General features: G+C 70.1%; 15 protein-coding genes. 8 read left to right on the top strand and 7 right to left on the bottom strand.

The window, feature by feature from the left end:
• The first annotated feature begins 237 nt into the window (after nucleotides 1–237).
• Nucleotides 238–909 (top strand): TIGR02269 family lipoprotein, encoded by a 672-nt coding sequence (locus HUW62_RS09215; protein ID WP_176434225.1) that lies wholly within the window; start codon nucleotides 238–240, stop codon nucleotides 907–909.
• Nucleotides 910–915: 6 nt separating this feature from the next.
• On the top strand, nucleotides 916–1,638 hold the full coding sequence (locus tag HUW62_RS09220; protein WP_176434210.1) for a double-CXXCG motif protein: 723 nt from the start codon (nucleotides 916–918) through the stop codon (nucleotides 1,636–1,638).
• A 70-nt stretch (nucleotides 1,639–1,708) separates the two neighbouring features.
• Here the strand turns inward: HUW62_RS09220 and msrA are convergent, their stop codons facing one another.
• Nucleotides 1,709–2,365: a peptide-methionine (S)-S-oxide reductase MsrA gene (msrA, locus tag HUW62_RS09225; RefSeq protein ID WP_163869898.1), complete on the bottom strand. Its 657-nt coding sequence runs from the start codon at nucleotides 2,363–2,365 to the stop codon at nucleotides 1,709–1,711.
• Nucleotides 2,366–2,499: 134 nt separating this feature from the next.
• Here msrA and HUW62_RS09230 point away from each other — a divergent pair, with 134 nt between their 5' ends.
• Nucleotides 2,500–4,101 (top strand): Sapep family Mn(2+)-dependent dipeptidase, encoded by a 1,602-nt coding sequence (locus HUW62_RS09230; RefSeq protein ID WP_176434211.1) that lies wholly within the window; start codon nucleotides 2,500–2,502, stop codon nucleotides 4,099–4,101.
• A 3-nt stretch (nucleotides 4,102–4,104) separates the two neighbouring features.
• Here HUW62_RS09230 and HUW62_RS09235 read toward each other — a convergent pair whose 3' ends face one another.
• Nucleotides 4,105–6,168 carry an ATP-binding protein gene (locus HUW62_RS09235; RefSeq protein ID WP_176434212.1) on the bottom strand — a complete coding sequence of 688 codons (2,064 nt, stop codon included), beginning with the start codon at nucleotides 6,166–6,168 and terminating at the stop codon, nucleotides 4,105–4,107.
• Between the two features lie 279 nt (nucleotides 6,169–6,447).
• On the opposite strand from HUW62_RS09235, the gene HUW62_RS09240 reads away from it, so the two are divergent.
• Nucleotides 6,448–7,410, top strand: coding sequence for an ornithine cyclodeaminase family protein (locus HUW62_RS09240; protein ID WP_163869901.1), 963 nt, complete (start codon nucleotides 6,448–6,450; stop codon nucleotides 7,408–7,410).
• Nucleotides 7,407–8,774, top strand: coding sequence for an MFS transporter (locus HUW62_RS09245; RefSeq protein WP_163869902.1), 1,368 nt, complete (start codon nucleotides 7,407–7,409; stop codon nucleotides 8,772–8,774). The genes HUW62_RS09240 and HUW62_RS09245 overlap by 4 nt, the downstream gene beginning before the upstream one ends.
• An 8-nt stretch (nucleotides 8,775–8,782) precedes the next feature.
• On the opposite strand, the gene HUW62_RS09250 is transcribed toward HUW62_RS09245, so the two are convergent.
• Nucleotides 8,783–9,025, bottom strand: coding sequence for a hypothetical protein (locus tag HUW62_RS09250; protein ID WP_163869903.1), 243 nt, complete (start codon nucleotides 9,023–9,025; stop codon nucleotides 8,783–8,785).
• Between the two features lie 301 nt (nucleotides 9,026–9,326).
• Here HUW62_RS09250 and HUW62_RS09255 point away from each other — a divergent pair, with 301 nt between their 5' ends.
• Complete coding sequence (locus tag HUW62_RS09255) at nucleotides 9,327–11,267, top strand: glycoside hydrolase family 15 protein (RefSeq protein WP_163869904.1); 1,941 nt, start codon at nucleotides 9,327–9,329, stop codon at nucleotides 11,265–11,267.
• Nucleotides 11,268–11,366: 99 nt separating this feature from the next.
• The gene (locus HUW62_RS09260) at nucleotides 11,367–11,657 is read left to right on the top strand and encodes a hypothetical protein (protein WP_240357063.1); all 291 of its coding nucleotides are present in this window, start codon (nucleotides 11,367–11,369) and stop codon (nucleotides 11,655–11,657) included.
• Nucleotides 11,658–11,680: 23 nt separating this feature from the next.
• Here the strand turns inward: HUW62_RS09260 and HUW62_RS09265 are convergent, their stop codons facing one another.
• Entirely contained in the window at nucleotides 11,681–12,406 is a 726-nt protein-coding gene (locus HUW62_RS09265) for a hypothetical protein (protein ID WP_176434213.1), read from the bottom strand.
• A 95-nt stretch (nucleotides 12,407–12,501) separates the two neighbouring features.
• The gene (locus tag HUW62_RS09270; protein WP_163869906.1) at nucleotides 12,502–13,428 is read right to left on the bottom strand and encodes an NmrA/HSCARG family protein; all 927 of its coding nucleotides are present in this window, start codon (nucleotides 13,426–13,428) and stop codon (nucleotides 12,502–12,504) included.
• A gap of 197 nt (nucleotides 13,429–13,625) precedes the next feature.
• Between HUW62_RS09270 and HUW62_RS09275 the strand changes: the two genes are divergently transcribed.
• Nucleotides 13,626–14,231: a hypothetical protein gene (locus HUW62_RS09275; RefSeq protein ID WP_163869907.1), complete on the top strand. Its 606-nt coding sequence runs from the start codon at nucleotides 13,626–13,628 to the stop codon at nucleotides 14,229–14,231.
• A gap of 27 nt (nucleotides 14,232–14,258) precedes the next feature.
• On the opposite strand, the gene HUW62_RS09280 is transcribed toward HUW62_RS09275, so the two are convergent.
• Both HUW62_RS09280 and HUW62_RS09285 read right to left on the bottom strand, forming a co-directional pair.
• A complete protein-coding gene (locus HUW62_RS09280; RefSeq protein ID WP_176434214.1) occupies nucleotides 14,259–14,660 on the bottom strand; it encodes a DUF2203 domain-containing protein in 402 nt (133 codons plus the stop codon).
• A gap of 103 nt (nucleotides 14,661–14,763) precedes the next feature.
• A complete protein-coding gene (locus HUW62_RS09285; RefSeq protein WP_255203327.1) occupies nucleotides 14,764–15,651 on the bottom strand; it encodes a hypothetical protein in 888 nt (295 codons plus the stop codon).
• Nucleotides 15,652–15,866 lie beyond the last annotated feature (215 nt).

Consider the following 15,866-nt stretch of genomic DNA (forward strand, 5'->3'; position numbering starts at 1 on the left):
AAAGCGTGCGGGCGGTGCCTCGGGCGCCGTGTTGAAGTTTCATCAGGTTACGCGGGTGCCGCGTTGCGTTGTCGACATGGGGTGCTTCGAGCTGGGGCTCGCGCGTGTCGTGCCGCTTCGCCCACGCGGCGACTTCGGGCGTGCGTGACTCCACCCACGCGCGGAACTCATCGGCCTTCGGTGCCAACGGTGGCAGGGCCGCGCCGCGACAGACTGGAGTGGTAGGCCTTGCTGCCTATGCGAACCCTTCAGACGTTCTGGATTGCGCTGTTCGCCGTGGCCAAGCTGGGCTGTTCCACCGTCGCCAGGCCCCCGGTGCAAACGGCATGGGAAGAGGCGGAGGTGGAATGCACCGCCCACGAGGAGGACCGGTGTGTCTCCCTGCTGTGTCTGGGTGACGCCTGCGGTTTCTATCTCTGCGAGGACGTTCCCGGAGAAATCGAACTCGCGCGCTTCCCACCCTCGCGCCCGCCAGCGGCTGCCGCGGCACCGGGCAGCGGGCCTCGGAGGAATTGGGGTGGAGCACAGAATCTGCCCAAGGGCGCGGTGATGACGTTCCCCAACTGGAACGGCGCCCCTGAGAAGGTCATCCCGCCTTCACGCCAGCTCACGCGTGGGCGTTGGGAAAAGCACCACATCTTTCCCCAATCCGAAGACCTCGCGCGGTGGTTCGACCGCCAGGGCGTGAAGATACATGACTACACAATGCCCATTCCTCTTTCCGTCCATCGGCGGATACATGACGGCACCGGGCGTGGAGGGGAATGGAACGACGCATGGAGAGCGTTCGTGCAAACCAATCCCAGGGCCTCCCCGGCGGAGATTTTCCGGCACGCAGGGGAGCTGATTCACCGGTTCGAACTCATCGGTGGCCCCATTCAGCCGTACTATTCTCGTCCAGGAGCGTAGGCGCGAATGAGCCAGTTTTTCCTGTTGGGCGAGGACAGAGAAACCGCCGAGAAGCATGGTGGCTACATCGACGCGAGTCACACGTGGGGCCTTCCCGGCGTGCGGTGCCATGCGTGCGGCGCCACATGGAGCGACGTGGGGCACGACTACCCGTCCGTCGACCTCTCCGAACTTCCGGAGCGTCACGAGTTCGAGAAGCCCAGACCTGAGCCCTTCTCCGAGTTCGTTCGACTGCGTGAGCTGGTGCGGCCCCGTGCACCGAGGAATTCCGCGCTGCCGCCGGGAACGAACTTCGGCCCGTTGAAGGGACGCGCCGTTGGGGAATTGGGCCCCATTGCCTGGCTGGGACGAATCCAGCTTCTGATGCGGGGCGGTGCGCTGGAGCGTCTCCAGGCGGAGGGAGTGCGCGGGCTCATGGGTTGCCGCACGGACCTTCAGTTCCGCAAGAAGAACCAGCCCGAGTTGCTGGAGCTCCAGATTGAACCGCATGGGCGACTGCACCCAGACTGCATTCCCCCTGGCGTGCCCCCGCCGTGCCCGACCTGCGACCGACAATCGTTCAGGTGGCCCGAGGAACCCCTCCTCGACGCGGCATCCCTGCCCCTGGAGCTGGACCTGTTCCGAGTGGGCAACTTCGCCACGATGGTCATCGGCACGGAACGCTTCGTGGACGTCGTGCGCCGCCTGGAGCTGGACGGCATCACGTTCCGCGAGCTGCCGACGCGCTAGGACGGCTCAAGCGCGGGACCCGGGAGGCACGTGAGGTGCCTCCCGGTGCTCTACGTCACGGCCCCGCGGCTCAGGCGCTGACGCCCACGCCGATGGGGCAGCTCACGCCCGTGCCACCCAGGCCGCAGTACCCGCCGGGGTTCTTCTCCAGGTACTGCTGATGGTAGTCCTCGGCGAAGTAGTACTCGGGCGCCGGGATGATTTCGGTGGTGATGGTGTCCAGCCCCTTCGCGGTGAGCGCCTTCTGGTACGCGTCCCGGCTGGCCTCGGCGGTGCGCTTCTGGGCCTCGCTGGTGGTGTAGATGCCGGAGCGGTACTGCGTGCCCTCGTCATTGCCCTGGCGCATGCCCTGCGTCGGATTGTGGCTCTCCCAGAAGACGCGCAGCAGTTGCTCGTAGCTGAGCTTCTTCGGGTCGAACACCACGCGGACCACCTCGTTGTGGCCCGTCATCCCGCTGCACACCTCGCGGTACGTGGGGTTGGGCGTCAGGCCTCCCGCATAGCCCACGGACGTGCTGTAGACGCCGGGCGTCTGCCAGAACTTGCGCTCGGCGCCCCAGAAGCAGCCCAGGCCGAAGATGGCGACCTCGTGGCCCTCCGGAACAGGCCCCTTCAGCGGTGTGCCCAGCACCTCGTGCTTGGTGGGAACGGACATCTCCTCCGTACGGCCCGGCAGTGCCTCCGCCGGGGACGGCATCCGCTGCTTCTTGGTGGAGTTGAAGAACATGCCCCTAGGAATAGCCCCCCGCCCGTCTGGTTTCACCCCTAGAAGGAGCAGGCGGCCAAACAGGCGGTGTTGGGGTCACAGGCCCTCCGCCAGGGTAGGACCGCCTGCCCCGCTGAAATAGGGTCTCCCCCCACATGCACCTCCCCACCGCCACGGCCTTGCTGTGTCTCGTCCCCTCCCTCGCGCTTGCTGGCGCGGACTCCCGCTGCCGCGTCAGCCGCTTCTCCGAGCAGGAGATGAAGGGCGCCTCCGCCCAGGCGCGTCATGCCGCGTATGTGCAGGCATGTGCGCTCGATGAGGTGGTGGAGCTGACCAGGCAGTTGGTGCGCTTCAAGACGGTCAGCAGCGAGGTGCCGCCCGCGAAGAGCCCCGACATCGCCGCCATGGGCCGCTTCCTCCAGAAGTGGGCCAAGGCCCATGGGATGGCGTACCGCGCCGTGGGCGGCAACGACGTGTTCGAGATTGCCTGGGGCGAGGGCGCGCCCACGCTCGGCCTCGTCTTCCACGGTGACGTGGTCCCCGCACCCGCGCACGAGTGGAAGCGCCCGCCCTTCGAGCCCTATGTCCAGGACGGCCGCCTGTTCGGCCGGGGCGTGGAGGACGACAAGGGGCCGCTCGCGTCGGCGCTGGTGGCGCTCGACTTCGCGAAGAAGCTCGGGCTGAAGCCCCAGGGCAAGGTGCTGGTCATCGTCGGCAACGGCGAGGAGAGCGACTGGTCCGGCATGACGAAGTACGCGGCCACCGAGCCCAAGCCCACGCACGTCATCTCCGTGGACTCGGGCTACCCCGTCGTCGCCGCGCAGTCCGGCTTCGTCGCGTGGAACCTCGTCGCGCCCGTGGGGCCGGCTGGGAAGTCCTCCAAGGTCGCGCTGCGGCCGGTGGACGTGAAGGCCGGCGAGTTCCTCACGCAGGTGCCCGGCACGGCCACGCTGAAGCTCCTGCCCGGTGAGGAGGGCTCGCTCGCCGTTGCCCTGGAGACCGTCCGGAGCGCCGTTGCCCATGAGCAGCAGACGCGCCCCGGGCTGAAGGCGGAAGTGAAGGAGGAGGGTGGGGCGGTGGTGCTCACCGTCCACGGCAAGGCGGTGCATGCCTCCATCGCCGACGAGGGAAACAACGCGCTGTGGGGCCTGTCCGGTGTCGCGTCGTTGCTGCTCATGGAGGACAACGGCATCGCCGCCATGCTGCACGTCCTGGCCACGCGCTTCGACCACGACCACCACGGAGAGAAGCTGGGGCTCGTGTACTCGGATGACGGGCTGATGGGGACGCTCATCGTCGCGCCCACCGTGCTGCGCGTGGCGGATGGCAAGGTGAGCCTGGGCGTCAACATGCGCCGTCCCCGGGGGAAGGACGCGGTGGAGTTCAATGCCTCGCTGGACCATGCCGCGGCGCGCGTGAGCCAGGACTCCGGAGGCCGCGTGAAGGAGGCAGGCGAGCGCTACGTGGGAGACGCGCACGTGGCCGACACGTCCGGGCCGCTCGTCACCACGCTCCTGGACATCTACAAGCGCCACAAGAACGTCCCGGACGCGAAGGCGACGTCCGTGCGCGGCGGCACCTACGCGCGCCTGTTCCCCAGGGCCGTGGACTTCGGCCCCGGCTTCCCGGGCGAGGAGTACACCGGCCACGCGCCCGACGAGTCCATCTCGCTGCAGAGCCTGGATTTGGGCACGCGCATGCTCGCGGAGGCCGTCCACACGCTGGCCCTCACGCCCGCCGCCAGCGCGGAGAAGTGACGGCTACGTCCGGAGTGCGCCCTTCGCGCGAGGCCAGTACACGCGGAACGTGGTGCCCTCTTCCTCCGAGGAGCGCACCTCCACGCGGCCCCCGTGCGCGCGGGCAATCTGGTGGACGATGAAGAGGCCCAGGCCCAGGCTGCGCTGCTTCTGGTACGTCGACGTGGACTCTGACGTCGCCACTGGCGTCTTGAACGGGTCGAAGATGCGCGGCAGCAGCTCCGGGGGAATGGGCTCGCCCCGGTTGTGGACCTCCAGCAACACGTCGTGCGCCTCTCCGCGCACGTGGGTGTGCACCGGCGTGTCGCCGCCGCCGTGCTGGAGGGCGTTGGACACGAGGTTCCCCAGCACCTGCGCCACCCGGTCCGGGTCCCAGTCGCCCGACGTGTCTCCCGAGGACTCGAACAGCAGCGGACGCCCCGGGTGGCTCACCTGGAGCTCCTCCAGCGTCGCCTGACACACGTCCGCCAGGTTCATCGGCTGGGGCGAGACGGGGATGCCCTCGCCCAGCTTGCTGCGCGCGAAGTCGAGGATGTCCGTAATCATGCGTCCCATGCGCCCGGCGGACTTGCGGATGCGCTCCACCGCGCGGCGCTCTGGCGCCTCCAGGTCCTCCGCGCGCGCGAGCTGGAAGGCGGAGGCGCTGATGGCGTTGAGCGGATTGCGCAGGTCATGCCCCAGCACGGCGAGCAACTGCTCCCGGAAGTCCACCGCCCGCTGGAGCGCGGCCTCCGCCTGCTTGTGCTGGGTGATGTCCACCACGACGCAGCCCATGCCCAGCAACCCCGCGCCCGTGGGCTCACGCACCGGATAGAAGGTCACCTGCCAGATGTGCCGGCCCTTCTTGGGCACCAGCGCGGGCGGCGTGGCGAACTCGAAGGCCTGCAGGGGCTCGCCCGTCCGCAGCACCCGCCACAGCAGGGGCTCCATCAGGTCGGCGACCTCCGGGGGCTGCATCTGCCGGAAGGTCCGGCCCAGGTGGTCCTCGGGTGGGAAGCCATTGATGTCCGCCAGTGTCTGGTTGATGCGCAGGTAGCGCAGCTCGTGGTCCAGGTAGGCCATGCCCATGGGCGTGGCCTCCAGGAGCGCGTCCAAGAGCGCCAGCGAGCGCTGGGCCTCCACGCGCGCGTCGCGCTCCAGGTCCTGCAGCCGCGCCTGGAGGATGTACGCGCCGGCGCGCTGACACATGGTGCGAAACAACAGCAGGTCCGCGTCGGAGAAGCCGAAGGACGTGCGCGAGCCCAGATACGCCACGCCCAACAGCCGCGTGCCTTCCACCAGGGGAACGCCATAGACGGCGAGCAGGCCCACCTCGCGCAGCACCGGCAACACCACGCGCGCGTCGGTGGAGGCCGAGCGCACCCCCATCGCCTCGCGCTTCACGGCGACCTCGCCCACGAGGCCCTGGCCCAGGGCCACCGAGCTGCCCAGGGCCGTGTCGCCGCCCAGCCCCACCGCGGCGCGCACCACCAGCTGAGTGCCCTCCAGCATCAACACGCCCGCGGCATCCACCGAGAGCGTCGACTCCATCACCACGTTGAGCAGGCGCGCGAGGAGCACGTCCACGGGAGGGCCGTCCAGCGTGGCCTGCGCCATGCGGTCCAGGGCCTGGAGGCTCCGCTGCCGCTCCTCCGCGAAGCGCTGCACCGTGCGCACCACCGTCCGGTCCAACACGCCTTCCAGGCGCTCCAGCTCTCCAGGAGCCAGGGGCTGGGGCCACGCCTCCAGTCGCCGGAGGACGCACTTGCGCAGGAGCGCGAACTCGGACACCACCTCGCCCAGGTCGAAGCCCTGGTCCAGCCTCACCAGCGCGTGCTCGTCTGCCAGCGCGAGGTCGGCGCCCTGGTCCCCCTGCTCCAGCGTGTCCGCCAGCGCGAGGAGCAGTCCTGGCATGTGGTCCAGGAGCCACGAGGGCTTCTCCCGCACGCCGATGTGCAGCGCGTGCATCGCGTGCTCCCATTCCGTCAGGAGCTCCTCTCGATTCGCGCGCAGGAAGTCCGATGCCCTGAGCGGTGTTTCCCGCTCGGGCTCATCGCGCTTCGTGGAGCGTGTTTCCGGCTCCAGCATCACCGACCTCCTGAGGCCCCGCCCGCCCGTGCCGTCCCCGTCTTCAATGTGGGCACGTGGGCAGTTGTATGTATGTCCGAGCCTCCGATTTGGCGGGAGACGCGGACCCGAGGGCCACTCCGGACCCTCGTCGTCCGAGGGGACCGCGCGGCGCTCGCCGGAGTCGTTCGTCGCTCCCCGCTGGACGAGGTGTGCGTCCGTCCACCGTCAATCGCTTGGCCCCCGGGGGCGAAGTCGAGGGCTGGCGGAGCGCACGCGCTCGGTTAGGGTGGGCCGCAGATGCGCACCCTCCTGTTGACCCGCTCCGATGTGTCTCGCAACCTCCAGGCGCTCACCCTGTTGGAGGATTTGCGAGAGGCCTTCCGTACCGACGCCCTGGCTCGCACCGTGGCGCCCCAGCGCGTGCGCGCGCCGCTGCACGCCGAGGGCACCGCGCTGGCGATGCTCCCCGGCTGTCTGCCCGGCATCCCCGCGTACACGGTGAAGGTGCACGCGAAGTTCCCCGCGCGGACGCCCGCCATCCAGGGCGTGGTGCACCTGAACGACCTCGTCACTGGCGAGCTGCTGGCGGTGATGGACTCCGGACACCTGACGGCGGTGCGCACGGGGGTGATGGGCGCGCTGGCGGCGGACGTGCTGGCGCGGGAGGACGCGAGCCGCGTGGCCATCATCGGCGCGGGCGCGCAGGCGGTGATGCAACTCAAGTCGCTGCGACTGGTGCGCTCGCTGTCCCACGTGCGCGTCCACGACACGGACCCCACGCGCGCCTTCGCCTTCGCCACGCGGATGTATCAGGAGCTGAACCTGCCGGTGCGGCCCGCGGATTCGGTGGCGGAGGCGGTGGAGGACGCGGACATCGTCATCGCCGCGACGTGGAGCCGTCAGCCCTTCCTCCACGCCGGCATGGTGAGGCCGGGCACGCACATCACCACGCTGGGCGCGGACGAGCCGGGCAAGGCGGAGGTCTCCGCGGAGCTCTTGCGGCAGGCGCGCTTCATCTGCGACCACCGGGGCCTGTCCGTCGCGAGCGGCGCGGTGGGCAACGTGGGGCTGGGCGAGGACGCCATCCACGCGGAGCTGGGCGAGGTGCTCGCCGGACTGAAGCCGGGGAGGACCTCTCCGGACGAGGTGACGGTGTTCGGCGCGGTGGGGTTGCCCTTCCAGGACCTGGCCGCCGCGTGGCACGTGTTCCAAGCCGCGCAGGGAGATGACACCATCCACGGCATGGACTTCGGCGCATGAGGGTCTGGGACTCGCTCATGTCGCGGCTGGGGCTCACGCGGCCGGAGCTGCGCGCGTGGGCGATGTATGACTGGGCGAACTCCGCCTATGTCACCACCGTCATCGCGGTGGTGTTCCCCATCTATTACGCCTCCGTCGCGTCGAAGGGGCTGGAGCGCGAGGTGGCCACCAGCCGCTTCGCCGCCGTCACCGCCGTGGCGCTGGGCACGGTGGCGGTGCTGTCGCCGGTGCTGGGCGCGCTGAGCGACAGGGCGGGCCGGCTCAAGACGCTGCTGGGCGTGTTCCTGACGCTGGGGCTCTTGTCCACGCTGGGACTCGCGGGCGTGGGGCAGGGTGACTGGGTCTGGGCGCTGGTGTGCTTCGGCGTGGGCAACGTGGGGGTGACGGGCAGCATCGTCTTCTCCGACGCGCTGCTTCGCCACATCGCCAAGGACGAGGAGTTGGACCGGGTGTCCACCGCGGGCTACGCGCTGGGCTATCTGGGAGGCGGGCTGCTCCTGGCCGCGCAGCTCGTGTTGCTGGTGAAGCCCGGCTGGTTCGGACTGCCGAACGCGGCGGCGGCCTCGCGCGTGTCCTTCGTGACGGTGGCGCTGTGGTGGGGCGCGTTCTCGGTGCCGCTGTTCCTGCGCGTCCCCGAGCCTCGCCCCCAGAGTGGCGCGCCCCCGCCCCGACTGTCGCTCACCGGCGTCTTCTCCCAGCTCGCGGAGACGCTGCGCACGCTGCGGAAGTACCGACAGGCGATGCTGCTGCTGGTGGCGTATCTGCTCTACAGCGACGGCATCGGCACCATCATCCGCCTGTCCACGCTGTATGGGACGGAGCTGGGAATCGGCCAGGGCGCGCTGATGGGGGCGCTCCTGCTGACGCAGGCGGTGGGCGTGCCGTGCGCGGTGCTGTTCGGCCGGGCGGCGTCGAAGGTCGGCGCGAAGCCGGCGCTGATGTTCGCGCTGGCGGTGTACGTGGTGGTGACGTTCCTGGGCTACTTCATGAGCTCGCCCGCGCACTTCTTCGCGCTCGCGCTGCTGGTGGGCATGGTGCAGGGCGGCAGCCAGGCGCTGAGCCGCTCGCTGTTCGCGCAGCTGATTCCCCGGCACCGCGCGGGGGAGATGTTCGGCCTGTTCAGCGTCTTCGAGAAGGTGACGGCGGTGGCGGGCCCGCTGGTGTTCGCGGCCACGGTGGAGTTGACGGGCTCCAGTCGCCTGGCGGTGCTGTCCCTGCTCGCCTTCTTCGGCGCGGGCGCGGCGGTGTTGTGGCGCGTGGACGTGGAGACAGGCCGGCGCGCGGCGCGCGACGCGGAGGCTCGCGCGGGCTGGAATGACGTCCCGCTGACGACCGCCGCTCCCGGGGCCGCGAGCGCGGAGTGACAGAGGGCTCAGTGCTCGACGGGGGGCACCTCGCGGGGCGCGGAGAAGAGGCTGTCGCGTCCATGGCGCAACACCACCTCCCCGTGGAGGACCTCTGTCACGTCGTCGAAGGACACCGCGAAGTCGTGTCGCCGAAGCAGGCCCTTCTCCACGATGAGCTCCTTCTCGGTGATGTCGATGATGCGGCCGATGGCATGGCCATCATTGCCGCGGACCTTCATTCCCTTGTGAATCTCCGCTCGGCTGAACATGGGAGCTCCCTGGGGGCGCGCGTGGGAAAGGCCCCTCCGCGCGAAGCTGGGGAGTGAGTTCGTCTCCCGCAGCACCCGCACGGTGAAACGGCCCCTCGGGGACTTTGCGGGAGACGGCTGCCCCCGCGACTCGGCGCCCGGCCGTGCGGGTGATGACGCGCGCCGGAGGAGGCAGGCGACCGGCGCATCCCATGGGGAATGCGTCCGCTCGCGAGCCTCCGGTTGCGCTCGCGCTCGCCCGTCCCCATCGGTGAAGGGTGTTGGTTGAAACAGGATGAGCCTTCCCGGGAAGGGAGCGTGGATGCGACGCATCGCCGACTATGCCCTCCTGGGTGACTGTCATTCCGCGGCGCTGGTGGGACTGGATGGCTCCATCGACTGGGCCTGCTTCCCTCGCTTCGATGCGCCCTCGGTCTTCTGCCGCATCCTGGATGAGCAGCGGGGCGGCAGCTTCTGCCTGGCACCGGTGGGCCACTTCACCTCCACGCGCACCTACGTGGAGGACAGCAACGTCCTGGCCACCACCTTCACCACGCCGCGCGGAGTGCTGGAAGTCACCGACTGCATGCCCGTGTCGGCCAGCGGCGCCTCCAGCGGCACGAGCGTGAGTACACGGCATGCGTTGCTGCGACGTGTGCGCTGCCTCGCGGGCGAGGTCCACGTGCGCGTGGTGGTGGCTCCGCGCTTCGAGTATGGCTCCTTCACCCCTCGCGTGCGGCTGACGTCCTGGCGCACCGCTGAAGTCGTCGGTGGCGCGGACGCGCTGTGGGTGTCGTCCACGCGTCCCCTCATGGCGCAGGAGTCCTCCCTGCGCGCCCGCTGGTTGCTGCGCGCCGGAGACGAGGCGTGGATTGAAGCCGCGTGGACGCCGTCCTTCGTCGAGCGGGCGCCCGAGAAGGCGCCGGACCTCCACGACTTCCATCGCCGCCTGGAGGACACGCTCACCTTCTGGCGGCAGTGGATTGGCCGCTGCTCGTACCAGGGCGCGCACTTGAGGGCGGTGCGACGCTCGGCGCTCACGCTGAAGGCCCTCACGTACGCTCCCACCGGAGCGCTCGTGGCCGCGCCCACCACGTCGCTGCCCGAGCAGCTGGGAGGCACGCGCAACTGGGACTATCGCTTCACCTGGTTGCGGGACGCGTCACTGACGCTCATCTCGCTCCTGGTGACGGGCTACCGCGAAGAGGCGGATGCCTTCCGACACTGGTTGCGGCGCACCAGCGCGGGGCGCGCGGAGGACGTGCAAATCATGTACGGCATCCAGGGCCACCGCCTGCTGCCCGAGGTGGAGTTGAGCCACCTGGCCGGACACGCGGGCTCGCGGCCGGTGCGCATCGGCAATGGCGCGGCGAAACAACTCCAGCTCGACGTGTCGGGTGAACTCCTGGAGGCGAGCTGGCTGTACGCGCGCGCGGGCGGGCTGGTGACGCCCACCAACTGGGCCTTCCTCTCCGGACTGGTGGAGGAGGTGTGTCGGCGCTGGCGACAGCCGGACCAGGGGCTGTGGGAGATGCGGGACGAGCCTCGGCACTTCATCCACTCGAAGCTCCTGTGCTGGGTGGCGTTGGACAGGGGACTGCGCCTGGCGCGGGAGCGAAACCTGCCGGCGCCCTTGGTGCGCTGGGCTCGGGAGCGCGCGGAGTTGCGGCGCTACCTCATGGAGTGCGCGGTGGACGGGTGGTTTCCCCAGGCCCGGGGCTCCAGCGCGGCGGATGCATCCACCTTGCTGGTTCCCGCGCTGGGTTTTCTTCCCCTGGGGCATCCGCTGGTGCGCGGCACGGTCCAGAAGGTGCGCGAGCGACTCGAGTCGGGCGGGCTCCTGTATCGCTACCTCGCGCCGGATGGCCTGTCGGGAGGAGAGGGCGCCTTCCTGCTGTGCTCCTTCTGGCTGGTGGACGTGCTGGCCCATGAGGGGAAATGGGAGGAGGCGGAGGCGTTGCTGTCGCGGCTCCTGGGCCTCGCCAACGACGTGGGGCTGTACGCGGAGGAGGCCGTGCCCGTCACCGGTGAGGCGCTGGGCAACTTCCCCCAGGCCTTCACTCACATGGCGCTGGTGTCTTCGTGCGCGCAGCTCTCCGCGGTCCGCGCGCTGGAGCAGCGGCGTCCGCCCGAGGAGGCTCGCGACTTCGCGGCGGTCGCCCTGGAGTCCCTGCTGTCGTCACGACGACAGGGTGAGGCAGCGCGCGGGTCCGCGCAGGCCTCGCTCCCGTCCGTCGAGTCGGAGGCCCCGGCGCTCCACTGAGGAAGCGCCTGCCCGGGTGCTCGGCTGGCGTCCGGACAAAGAAGCCGGGCCAGTGGTCGCTCGCCGGAGCGTGTCCATCTTCGCCCTGGGGAGGTGCGCATGGTCGTCGGCTTCATGGCATCGCGAGCGGGACGTTGGCTGCGTATCGTGACGGGCTCCTGTCTGGTGTTGGGCGGGCTGCGTGCCGGGACCTCCCGGGGCGCCGCGGTGGCCCTGTTGGGACTGGGGCCCCTGGTCGCCGCGTCCCTGGACCTGGTGGTGCTGGGGCCGCTCTTCGGCCTCCCCATGCGCGGCTCGGAGGTTCGCCGACGGCTGGGTGTCCCCGAGGAGGCCTCGCTGCTCAACGGCCACCGGCGCGCGACTTCTCGCGCCGACATGTTGCTTCACTGACGAGCGGCCCGCGGCGAAGGCGCTCAGCCCTTTCCCACCTGGAAGGGGATGTCGAGCGTCCCCAGCGACTCGCCGCTGTTCGCGTCCACGGGGTTGGCCCGGAGCACGACGCCGTTCTCCCGGCCGGTGACGACCTGGAAGTAGATGAAGCCCTGCACGGTGCCACCGTCCGCCAGCGTGCCTTCGGGCAGCGCCTTCTGGAGCATGTCCCGCGTGGGCAGGGGCTCCTCGCATTGGTAGGTCGTGTAGGGCCCCGGGTAGCCCCCCCAGCCGTAGCCCGGGTAGAAGGGATTGCCCCACCCGCCGCGCGGCCCGTAGCCGTAGCCGGAGCGCCAGCCGGGTCCCGCGCCGATGTACACCGAGCCGCTTCCCGAGCCGCCCGTGCCCTCCAGCGTCCCTTGCGTCGACGAGGACGACACCATCGACTGTCGCAGGGTGAAGGGCGGCAGCGCGGAGTAGCTGAAGCGCGACTCGGTGCCGACGAGCGAGAAGTCCTCGTAGCGGATGCGCAGCGTCCTGCCGCTCTGGTTCTCCAGGCGGACAAAGACGGGCGTGAGGGTGCGCTCCAGGTTGGAAGGGCTGCCCTTCCACGCGGCGCCATCCGCCACCAGCGTCACCCCCGAGGACTTCGCGATGGCGGTGTCCTTGTCTCCCTGGAGGACCTGGGCGTCCAGGGAGGGTTTCAGCTTCGATTCAGTGACACAGCCTGCCGCCAGCAAAAGCGTGGCGACGGGCACGAGCGCGCGCATGAGAGGCCTCCTTCTGTTCGAAGGTAGGCAGCGGCAATGCGCGGGGTGCGGCGCAAGCGGCGCCACCCTGGGACGTCACCAGGGGGCGCGGGGCCTCACTGTCCGCCAGGCGGGGTGGGCTCGGCGGCGGCGTGCGGCCAGGCGGGAGAGGTGAGCGCGCTCCAGTCCTGTTTGCGCGCCCAGTCCTCGAACGTGTGCCAGTGCAGGTCCGGATAGCTGTGGCGCAGCGTGAGGATGTCCGCGTGGTAGCCCACCCTGTCCAGCCACTCGTACATGGCGGCCAGGTCCTCGCTGCGCTCGCGGATGAAGTCCAGCGGGAGCTGCTCGAAGTGGATGCGGTGGCCGCTCACCATCGACAGGAGGCCCGCCGCCTGCTGGCCCGTCACCTCGTCGGAGGCCACGTCGATGCGCAGGTCCTCGTGGCGCTCCGCGTCCTCCAGCACCCGGACCGCGAAGGCGGCCAGGTCGTTTATCGACACCAGTTGGAGCCCTCGCGAGGCGGGCAGTCCGAAGGCGAGCACTCCCGCCCTGAGGCCCTCCTCGAACATGGGGCTGGTGAGGTTCTCCATGAAGAACGTGGGGCCGAGGATGGTGAAGGGCAGGCCGCTGCGGCGCACGTGCAGCTCCACCCGGTGCTTGCTGTCGAAGTGGGGGATGCCCGTCAGCCGGTCCGCGCCCGCCACCGAGGTGTAGACGAGGTGCTTCACCTCGGCGAGCCGCGCGGCGTCCACCTGGTTCATGCCGTGGCGTATCTCCGCCTCCACGCCTGACTCGAAGGGCGTGGCCATGGCGTAGAACGCATCCACGCTCTCCGCGGCCCGGGCGAGCGCGTCCACGTCGTCGAAGTCACCCACGGCCAGCTCGGCGCCCAGCGACTCCAGCGAGCGCGCGGCGGGCGACTGGGGTTGGCGGACATAGGCGACGACGCGATGCCCGCGGTGGAGGAGTTGGCGTGCCACGGCGCCGCCCTGGTTGCCGGTGGCGCCTGTGACGAGCACGGAGAGGGAGTGGGCCCTGGGCATGTGTGAACCTCGCGACAGACGGGTCTGTGGGATGTCGGGAAGTTGGGGACGATGGGAGTCGCTGGCGAGCGCGGGAAAGGGGCCGCCCGTGCCCATGGCCGGGCCCGCCGGGCAGGAGGGCAGGCGGGCCCTGGATGTATCGCCCGTGAAGTCCTCGCCCCGTCGGCCCCTCGCGCGTGCCATGTTCCCGCCCGCCCATGAGCAAGCGAGACAAGCCGCAGGACTCCGCGCTGGTCGAGGCCGCCCGCTCCCTCGATGAGGGACTGGAGCGCTTCGAGGCCCTGGCGCAACAACTCCAGGACGCCCCCCTCCAGGCGGAGAAGCATCTGGAGCGCGCCTCTTCCACCCTGAAGGCCCTGGCCGACATGGACGAGCAGCTCCGCGCCCGCGTCTCCGCGCTGGTGGGAGCCATCTCCCAGGTGCGTGACAGGCAGCAGGCCCAGGCCGAGGCCGTGCACGTGCGCGCGCAGGAGCTCCAGGCGCGCACCGAGATTTTCAAGGACCTGCTCGTGCGCTACGGCGCGTTGGGGCAGAGCGCCGCCGAGCTGAACGTGCGGATGCAGGAGTTCGCCGCCCAGCGCCAGAGCGCGAAGACTCCGGAGGAGCAGGCCGCGCTGGGCGTGACGTTCCAGTCGCTCCAGGACCGCATGTCGGAGGTGGCCGACGAGGCGCAGTCGCTCTCCCAGGCGGCCGAGCAGAGCGAGTTCAACGACATCGCCCGGCAGGCGGACTCGCTGCGCCAGCAGTTGTTGTCCGCGCGCAACAAGCTGGCGCTGTTGCAGAAGAGCTTCACCGGAGGCTGAAGCGCGCGGGGGTGGTGGAGCGCGACTTCAGCTGAGGTAGGTGGGGGCGAACTCCTCCGGACTGTCGATGGGACGTCGCCCCGAGAAGCCGTCGTACATCCCGTGCCAGTGCGAGACGGCGGCTTCTCCGATGCGCCAGCACAGATAGACGGGTTCATCGCCGCGGTGGGCTCGGAAGTCGACGAGCCCCAGCGCGCCTTTGATTTCCAGGCCCATCTCGTGGAAGTGGTGCAGTTCCAGGCGGACCTTCTCGAGCAGGGCGTCGCGCTCCTCGCGCAGCGACTCCTGGTTCGACAGGGCCTTGCCCTCGGGGGTGCCGAGGGTCTCCACGAGTTGCTGCACGCGCTCCACCCAAGGGCGGATGTGCTCGAAGGTGCGGCTGAGCAGCGGCACCAGTCGGTTGGCTTCGTCCACGCTGAAGTAGCGCATGGCCGTGGAGCATGCAGTGCTCCGCCGTGTCGCCGCCATCGCTCGTTTTTCGGAGCGGGGACAACCGCACGGAGTGCGCGCGCGTGTGAAGACGGGACGACGCTCAGCCGCGCAGCAGGGAGGTGTGGTTGTCCTGCAGCCAGCGTTGGGCGGTGTCTCGCAGCGGGAAGGTGTCTTCACGCGCGAGGAACGCGGGCGAGTGGCCCGGAGCGCAGCGGCCCTCGCCGTCGAGGCTGGAGTCGCCCTCTTCGTGGAGGTCGGCGTGCAGCATGGAATGGAAGACGAGGTAGTCCACGACGAAGGCGGGGACGTGGGGGCGGTCCAGGGCGGGGTGGATGCGAATCTCGCGCAGTCGCGCGTCGTAGCCGCCCAGGTGGATGGTGCGCCGACGTCCCTTGGTGGGGCGGCGTGCCCAGCCGATGTCCACGCGCACGCGGCCGTCGAACCAGTCCGTGTTGAGGCGCGTGTGTACGGCGCGCAGGTCGAAGCAGCGGCCTCGGGTGCGCAGCGCCTTGCCGGGTCGGCGCTCGCGACGCACGAGGCCCTGGCGCTCGTGGGCGTAGGCTTCGAGCAGGGTGCCGGCGCTCGCGTCGGACCGGACGGCATAGCGGGCGATGGCGCGCACGACTTCGTCGGGGGCTTCGAGGAAGAGGTGGTGCACGCGCAGCCGCAGGCCCTGGGCGACGCGGCGGAAGCTGACCAGCGTGGCGCGGTTGTCGGTGAGCCGCAGGTGGACGGGGGCGCCGAGTTCCACGGCCAGGCGGCGGGCGAGGCTCGCGGCCTGGAGCAGCGCTTCCTCACGCTCGGGCAGACGGCGCTCGGGAGCGGGCTCGTCGTGCTCGGTGAAGTGAGGCTCGGTGGTCGTCGCGTCATCCTCGGTGAAGCGATGCTCGGGAGCGGGTTCCGGTGCTCGCTCGGGTTGGGACGTCGACGCGGGCCGTTCGGTCCGCACCGTGTCGAACAGCCCGAGCTGTGAGGAGGGAACGCCCATGACTCCCCGAAGGTATGTCTCCGGAGGGGCGGTTTCCAGGGGAACGCTCTTTCGCCCGGTCATCATCCAACACGGGGGGAGTCCCAAAGCGTGACGAGCCGCCGCGCCCGCCACGCTGGTTCCTGTGAGCTGAGTTGCTCCCTAGCGGGTCCCATCGGGCCCGAGTTTCATGGCGCCGATGGGTCGCTCCGGGTTGTGCTGCCGCACTTCGATAC

Origin of the sequence: Myxococcus sp. AM011 (assembly GCF_013372595.1) — a bacterium.
GTDB classification, from domain to species: domain Bacteria; phylum Myxococcota; class Myxococcia; order Myxococcales; family Myxococcaceae; genus Myxococcus; species Myxococcus eversor.

Excerpts from the sequence above, each read along its gene's own strand:
- HUW62_RS09215 (WP_176434225.1), top strand. The coding sequence starts at position 238 with ATGCGAACCCTTCAGACGTTCTGGATTGCGCTGTTCGCCGTGGCCAAG.
- HUW62_RS09220 (WP_176434210.1), top strand. The coding sequence starts at position 916 with ATGAGCCAGTTTTTCCTGTTGGGCGAGGACAGAGAAACCGCCGAGAAG.
- msrA (WP_163869898.1), bottom strand. The coding sequence starts at position 2,365 with ATGTTCTTCAACTCCACCAAGAAGCAGCGGATGCCGTCCCCGGCGGAG.
- HUW62_RS09230 (WP_176434211.1), top strand. The coding sequence starts at position 2,500 with ATGCACCTCCCCACCGCCACGGCCTTGCTGTGTCTCGTCCCCTCCCTC.
- HUW62_RS09235 (WP_176434212.1), bottom strand. The coding sequence starts at position 6,168 with ATGCTGGAGCCGGAAACACGCTCCACGAAGCGCGATGAGCCCGAGCGG.
- HUW62_RS09240 (WP_163869901.1), top strand. The coding sequence starts at position 6,448 with ATGCGCACCCTCCTGTTGACCCGCTCCGATGTGTCTCGCAACCTCCAG.
- HUW62_RS09245 (WP_163869902.1), top strand. The coding sequence starts at position 7,407 with ATGAGGGTCTGGGACTCGCTCATGTCGCGGCTGGGGCTCACGCGGCCG.
- HUW62_RS09250 (WP_163869903.1), bottom strand. The coding sequence starts at position 9,025 with ATGTTCAGCCGAGCGGAGATTCACAAGGGAATGAAGGTCCGCGGCAAT.
- HUW62_RS09255 (WP_163869904.1), top strand. The coding sequence starts at position 9,327 with ATGCGACGCATCGCCGACTATGCCCTCCTGGGTGACTGTCATTCCGCG.
- HUW62_RS09260 (WP_240357063.1), top strand. The coding sequence starts at position 11,367 with ATGGTCGTCGGCTTCATGGCATCGCGAGCGGGACGTTGGCTGCGTATC.
- HUW62_RS09265 (WP_176434213.1), bottom strand. The coding sequence starts at position 12,406 with ATGCGCGCGCTCGTGCCCGTCGCCACGCTTTTGCTGGCGGCAGGCTGT.
- HUW62_RS09270 (WP_163869906.1), bottom strand. The coding sequence starts at position 13,428 with ATGCCCAGGGCCCACTCCCTCTCCGTGCTCGTCACAGGCGCCACCGGC.
- HUW62_RS09275 (WP_163869907.1), top strand. The coding sequence starts at position 13,626 with ATGAGCAAGCGAGACAAGCCGCAGGACTCCGCGCTGGTCGAGGCCGCC.
- HUW62_RS09280 (WP_176434214.1), bottom strand. The coding sequence starts at position 14,660 with ATGCGCTACTTCAGCGTGGACGAAGCCAACCGACTGGTGCCGCTGCTC.
- HUW62_RS09285 (WP_255203327.1), bottom strand. The coding sequence starts at position 15,651 with ATGGGCGTTCCCTCCTCACAGCTCGGGCTGTTCGACACGGTGCGGACC.